Below are 6882 nucleotides of genomic sequence, written 5' to 3' on the forward strand. Positions count from 1 at the left end.
TAACTCCTAAATAATTTAAACTTTGCGTAATTGGTAAGTTAAATAAACAACTCCAGCCCCTGTAACAATTAATGCGATCGCAGGCTGGATGATAGGCACCCAAGCGCTTTGAAAAACTAGAATGAGATAGCCAGCAGTGTAGAGACAGCCAAGAGAGGCGATCGCACCGACGACTAAATACAGTGTTTTTGGCGATCGCCAAAAAACGATCCCGCCGACTAAAGACCAGCCAAATATCCACAACATTTCATATTCAACAGACCACCACCAAATCAAGGGCCGATTGTCTAAAACGGCACTGAGTATTTGGCTAATCATTTGCCCGTGCAAGGTGATACCGGGCATATCTCCCTGTGGTGTATTCCAGTAGTCTGATTGTCTAGCGCCTCTGTCAGTAATTCCAATCAGTACAATCCGATTTCTAATTTGCTCGGCAGGAACCTTATTGTTCATCACATCTAAAATACTGACTCTAGGGGCAAATTTATTGGGATCGCCCTTATGGGTACGGTATTTGAGCATCGTTTGATACCCCGCCAGCCGCGCGTCCGCTATTTGGTAGCCACCACCATTTCCCACCAGACGGGGAATCTGGGTTTTGCCAAACTGCATATTCCGCACATATCTTTTAGTCTTTAAATCTAAGGGAGAGAGATATTGCTGATTCTCGGCCTCTAAATAGCGACGAGCAATTACTAAATTGAAGGATTCCCTTGAGTTGCAATAGTCGGGGTCTGGTTTTTGCATCAAAAGACTGCGCCGCACATACCGACCACCATTGATATCTTCATCAACTAAGTCATTAAACCCTACTTGTTTTAATGGTAATTCTGGCGGTTGCTTATAGCCGGGAATTAAGACATCCCGCTCATTGTCATGATAACTATGTTTACAGATGGCAATCAGATTTTGAGTTTGCCTGAGACGCTGGGCTAAATTACCTTTGGCAGGAAAATTGCGGATAAAGTCTAAGCCAATGACTCTGGGTTTCGCCTCTGAGAGGGTTTTGAATAAATCATCTAAGGCTGGATCGGCTATTGAGCCTTGTCCGCCCTGATACTTGGGTATTTCGTTCAATTTGTCAATACTTTCTGGATCGACATCTACCATTAAAAATCGCTGATCTTGAGTTTCATCAGGACGCGATCGCATTAGCTGATCGTATGCTGCTAATTCTAATGGTTCGGTGACAGCAAAATGTCGCCCGATAAACATCAACATTGTCACAGCTAAACTAGTCAGCAATACGGTGCGAGCCTTAATTTTGCGATGGGGTAGGGCGCGACTAGCATCAAGATATTCTAACTGTAGAGGGGTGGGGTGTGGCTCTTTGGTTTGGGATTCGTTTAACCAGGTAACAGATGCAGCCAAATCCTTACCCCGCAACAAGAAAGCGTCATCTCGTCCGTGTTGTTCCCATTCTTTGGCTTTGAGCAATAAACGAGTGTGCGATCGCAGGTATTCTGGATCTGTATCTAGGGTTCTGGTGAGTTCGCCAAAGTTGGTGAGAAAGTCGCCTCCATGCTTACGAAAATCAATCCACTGGACTTTTGCTAACCCCGGATGAAGTTTACTCGGCTCGACTTCGCGACATAAGACGGTAACAATCCGCTTATTCAGTTGCATTGCATATTCCACTTCATCCGCACAGTAAGGCGAATTAATTGAATTAGGAGAAATAATAAATAAGAAGTTGTTAGAAGTTTCAATTCCTCGATAAATTTCCTGCTGAAAGTCACTTCCCGAAGCTATACTTTCTTGATCGAACCAAGTCGTCTTATTTTGAATTTGTAATGTATCGTTCAGCTTCCGGGTAAATTCCGAATCAGCACGGGAGTAGGAAATAAATACGTCAATGGCTGCATTTGGCGGTTGCTTGAGGCTTTCCGCGATAAATTCTGCTTGTAAAGGTATCGGTAAATGCTGTGTTCTTTGTTTTGCTACCTTCAACCATGCTTCCGCATTACGGAGATTGTAGCCGCGTAATAAGATACTGGGATTGTGCTTTTGGCGTTCCCACTTTAACGCCTTGGCAAGTAAAATTTTATGCTGTTCGTAGTAAATTGCATCTTGACGCAGCACATTAATTAACTTCGCCGCATCAGTACGATATTTGTCTGCTTCTAGATGATCTGCAAAGTTGATAAATTGCAAATTACGTAATTCTGGCGGAACTTTTTCTATGTCTAATTCCTCTACCAGAATCGGAATAATCCGCTTGTTGAGAGACAAAGCATGAGATATTTCTTGCTGACAATATTCTGATCGTAAAGATGCTAGCGACATCAAATAAACTAAGTTATCTGCTTCTTCAATCCCTCGGTAAATTGCTTCTACAAAATCCGCTCCCGTTTTAATATCTGTTTTGTTTGTCCAAACAGTAAAAGCTTCTCTTCTTAAAGTTGCGGCAATTTTCTCCATAAAGTCCCTTTCTTTTTCTGAATAAGAAAGGAACACTTGAGTCATCAGGTTGTTGGCATTTTTGATACTTTCACAAATAAAGTCACAGTGTATATTTGTGGGTTCACATGGTGGTTGCTCGTCTTTAAATTTAATTTTTAACCAGTTTTCCGCCTCTACTCTTTTTTCACCAATTAATAAATAAGATGACTGTTTTTGATTGCGATTCCACTCTAGTGCTTTATCTAATAAATATGTGTGATCCTGCACATATTTTTTGTGACGCGCGAATATTTCTAATAATCCGGCAAAAGATTTTTCAAAGTCATCTATACCTTCGCGGAGATATACCCAATTAATTTTACCGATTGCCGGATGCATGTTAGGATAACTAGAGTGTAATCCCTTTGCTTTATAGGGTTCCCACTCACTCGCAGGGCGTTGGGGATTGCGTTTTTGCCAGGTTTCTTGAGTAATTTCCTCGACATGCAACACCGGAATAATGCGTTTATTGCAGCGAATAGCTAACTCAATTTCTTTGCGACAATAAGGTGAGTTAATCGAATGGGGTGCAATAATAAACAGAAAATTGTCTGACTTTTCAATGCCGTCATCAATTTGATTTTGAAAATCAACACCCAAAGGAATATCGTTTTGGTCAAACCAAATCTTCAATCCTTGTTCTATCAACCGACTATGGAGATAAGTAGCAAATGCTTTACTATCTGCTCTTCCATATGAAATAAATGCATCCTGAAAACTAGTCATATTCCCTGTGTAGTTGTTAATTTAACTTAAAAACTCAGCTTCAATAAAGAAAAATAAACAACATCTATATATAACAAATGGTAAATGTCATATTATTAAGATAAAAATCTTAATAATTTATAAATAAATAAACACCATACTCATATCTCAGAAGCAATTCCTCAGATTCAGTATTTGTAGTTGTCATTGCCAAATTTCATTTCCAGCAATTCCAGATAGAAAAGCAGGCTTTTGACAAGTGACATAATATTGAGTTTTGCTTCAGCGATCTGCTTTACCCTAATAACCTAATGGCAAAAAAACTACAGTTCTCAAAGTAGATGCAGTTGATGTTGAGAACTCTAGCCCCAGCGATTAATTCCGGAAAAAGTGAAATTTAGATGTTTTTGCCGCAAATCCTAGCCTAACAACTCATTTAAACACATTTAGTCGGTATATTTTGGGACAGTACAAAATACTTAATTTAATTTTTACAATTCTACCGATGTATGTAAATTTACTATAAAGGAGCATTGATATTGTTAAATTTTCATAAAGGTATAAAATATTTTTCAGTATATCTGTGCCAGACTGGTGAGTTTTGTAATTAGAATTTCCTTGGATATGAGGGGATTTTACAAGGTCATATCCAACTAAGTACATTTTGCGTTATTAGTAGATAAATGTGAAACCGTTGGGATAAGGCGCTAAATGGCTCGCACCCCTACATTAACTTTCGATCGCGGTACACTCATACTACATCCCCCACCAAAAGGTAAAGCCTGGATGGACTACGCTACCTGGGATGATAGAGTGGAAAAATTTCGCGTACCTGCAATTCAGTACCGTTCTTTAGTAGAAGCACTGCAAGCACAAGAGGCGTACTTTATCGATGAAGCTAAGGAATTTTACCCTTTAGATTTAGTCGCCACGATGGAAATGGAACCTTACCCCCATCAAAGTGAAGCCTTAGCCGCTTGGAAACTCGCGGGGAGACAAGGGGTGGTGGTACTTCCTACCGCAGCAGGTAAGACTTATTTAGCGCAAATGGCAATGCAAGCCACACCCCGCAGTACGCTGATTGTAGTCCCAACCTTGGATTTAATGCATCAATGGTATGCCCATCTAGTCGCAGCCTTTCCCGATGCGGAGGTAGGTTTATTGGGGGGTGGTTCCAAAGACAAGACAGCAATTTTAATTGCAACCTACGATAGTGCAGCAATTCACGCCGAAGCCTTGGGGAATCGCTATGGATTGCTAATTTTCGATGAATGTCACCATTTACCGACAGATTTTAACCGAGTAATTGCCGAATATGCGATCGCACCCTATCGCTTAGGACTCTCCGCTACTCCAGAACGCACCGATGGCAAACATGCTGACTTAAATATCCTCATTGGTAGAGAAGTATATCGCAAACGCGCTGAAGATTTAGCGGGTAAGGCGTTAGCAGAGCATGAAATCGTTCAAATTAAAGTGAAATTATCCCAACACGAGCGGGAAAAATACAACGAGTTAATTCAAACCCGTAACGATTTTTTACGAGATTCGCGGATTTCCTTGGGAAGTATTCAAGGTTGGCAAATGTTTGTGCAAATGAGCGCGCGATCGCAATCTGGGCGTAGAGCTATGTTAGCACATCGCGAAGCCAAAGAAATCGCTTTAGGAACTGATGGGAAGTTGCGGATTTTAGCGAATTTATTAGCGAAGCATTATCCTGAGAGAATCATTATTTTTACGGCTGATAATGCTACGGTTTACCGCATTTCTCAAGAGTTGTTAATTCCAGCGATTACTCATCAAACACCGGTGAAGGAACGTCATGAGATATTAACTAAATTTCGTCAGGGTGAATATAACACTTTGATAGCTTCCCATGTTTTAAATGAAGGGGTTGATGTTCCCGCAGCTTCGATTGCCATTATTTTATCGGGTACTGGTTCAACTAGAGAATATATTCAGCGTTTGGGGAGAGTTTTACGTAAGGGAAATGTGGAGGATAAGCAGGCGATATTATATGAAGTAGTGGCTGAAGATACGAGTGAAGAAAGAACTTCGGCGCGACGGAGAGGGGTGGATAAGAGTAACGAACCGCGAAGACACAAAGAACACGAAGGGAAGAAAGATAAGAGAGGACATTTACAAGTTGTGTATGGAAGTGGAAAGCATAAAAGTGCGAAAGCGGCGGAACAATTAGAACTAAATTATTCCACAAAGCGCGATGAAGACTCTTCTGATTTAACTTAGTTACTCAATACAACTTTCCTCTCTGCGCCTCTGCGTCTCTGCGTGAGCTAAAAAATATTACTTAAATTACGAATTATTATCTATGCTCCCCTCAGATTTATTAATGCACCGCCACAACGGCGAAGAAATCATCCCCAAACGCTTAAAAATAGATGATAAACATTTAAATCTCGCTACCGAACTCATTAATTATTTTCAATCAGCTGTTGGCAAAACTCAAGGTATTCTAGAACGCCAACTAGCAGATTTTGAAGGCGACACCACAGATTACCGTGTGAAACGCGGTTTAGCTTATATTCTTAAAAGCAGCTTTTGCACTTTTGAAGTAGTTAGCCCTTTAGAACCACCAATGTTAAGAGAAAGGCTATTTGCGCTATCTGCTAAATCTGTTCCTAGCCGCGAATCAACCCAAGCAACTTTAACTAAAATCGCTGATGAATTAACTCACGAATTAGAACGAGAGATATTACCAGAACAAGTTCATAATGGCTTATATGCCGATTTAAATGAAAATAAAATTTTAACGCTTTTCGATGCACCCAAACCCCAAGATTTATTACATCGCTATAATTTATCCCAAGTGCAGGGAGTATTTTATAAAGCCAGTAAATTAATATTAAATGCTCATCGCAATGTTCCCGGAGAATATAAACTTTTATTCCGCTATCTCAAGCTGTTTCAATTAATGGCTTATATCGAAGGCGATGCCGATCATGGGTTTACAATTACCATTGACGGGCCGACGAGTTTATTTAATCCTAGTACAAGATACGGATTAGCGATCGCGAAACTTATCCCCGCTTTACTTCACGTGACTCGCTGGAGTCTTGCTTCCACCCTGCAAACCCGCGATACCTACACGAATACCTGGAGAACCGGACGTTTTACCCTCAATTCTGAATGTGGTTTAGTCACTCATTATTCCCCAGGTAAACCCTACGATAGTATGCTCGAAGCGTCTTTTGCTGATAAATGGGATGCTTTAAAATCTGAATGGGTATTAGAGCGAGAAGTAGATTTAATTCCCATTCCTGGTAGCGTGATGATTCCTGATTTTCGCCTAGTTCATCCTGATGGGCGCACATTCCTCTTAGAAATTGTTGGTTATTGGCGTCCAGAATATTTACAAAAAAAGTTTTCTCAAGTGCGTCGTGCAGGACGAGATGATTTAATTTTAGCAATTTCTGAACGCTTGAATTTAGAAAAAGCCGGCGTTAAATTAAACGATGTCCCAGCTAGAATTATCTGGTTTAAAGATAAGTTATTACCAAAATCGGTATTAGCAGCGATGGAGTAAATATAGGGCATGGGGCATGGGGCATGGGGCATTGGGCATTGGGTGGTATCCTGAAATAGACAAGGAAGACAAATGACTATTGACGGGAGCATCCCAAATGTGCAAAAACGCCCTCACCCTATAAGGGTGGGGCTAGAAATACGAAGCCTGCCTTCGCAGGCTATCAAACTTTTAGCCTGCGAAGGCAGGCT

The 6882-nt window shown here is 40.8% G+C and carries 3 protein-coding genes; 2 read left to right on the top strand and 1 reads right to left on the bottom strand.

The genetic code is table 11. From position 1 onward, the window contains the following. Positions 1-15: 15 nt before the first annotated feature. Complete coding sequence (locus tag H6G08_RS33525) at positions 16-3168, bottom strand: TIR domain-containing protein (RefSeq protein WP_190551103.1); 3153 nt, start codon at positions 3166-3168, stop codon at positions 16-18. 690 nt (positions 3169-3858) lie between these two features. Here H6G08_RS33525 and H6G08_RS33530 point away from each other — a divergent pair. Next, positions 3859-5394 (top strand): DEAD/DEAH box helicase family protein, encoded by a 1536-nt coding sequence (locus H6G08_RS33530; RefSeq protein WP_190551105.1) that lies wholly within the window; start codon positions 3859-3861, stop codon positions 5392-5394. Positions 5395-5476: 82 nt separating this feature from the next. Then, positions 5477-6691: a DUF790 family protein gene (locus H6G08_RS33535; protein WP_190551107.1), complete on the top strand. Its 1215-nt coding sequence runs from the start codon at positions 5477-5479 to the stop codon at positions 6689-6691. The last annotated feature ends 191 nt before the right edge of the window (positions 6692-6882 follow it).

This window comes from Calothrix anomala FACHB-343 (assembly GCF_014696435.1).
GTDB classification, from domain to species: Bacteria; Cyanobacteriota; Cyanobacteriia; order Cyanobacteriales; family Nostocaceae; genus Aulosira; species Aulosira anomala_A.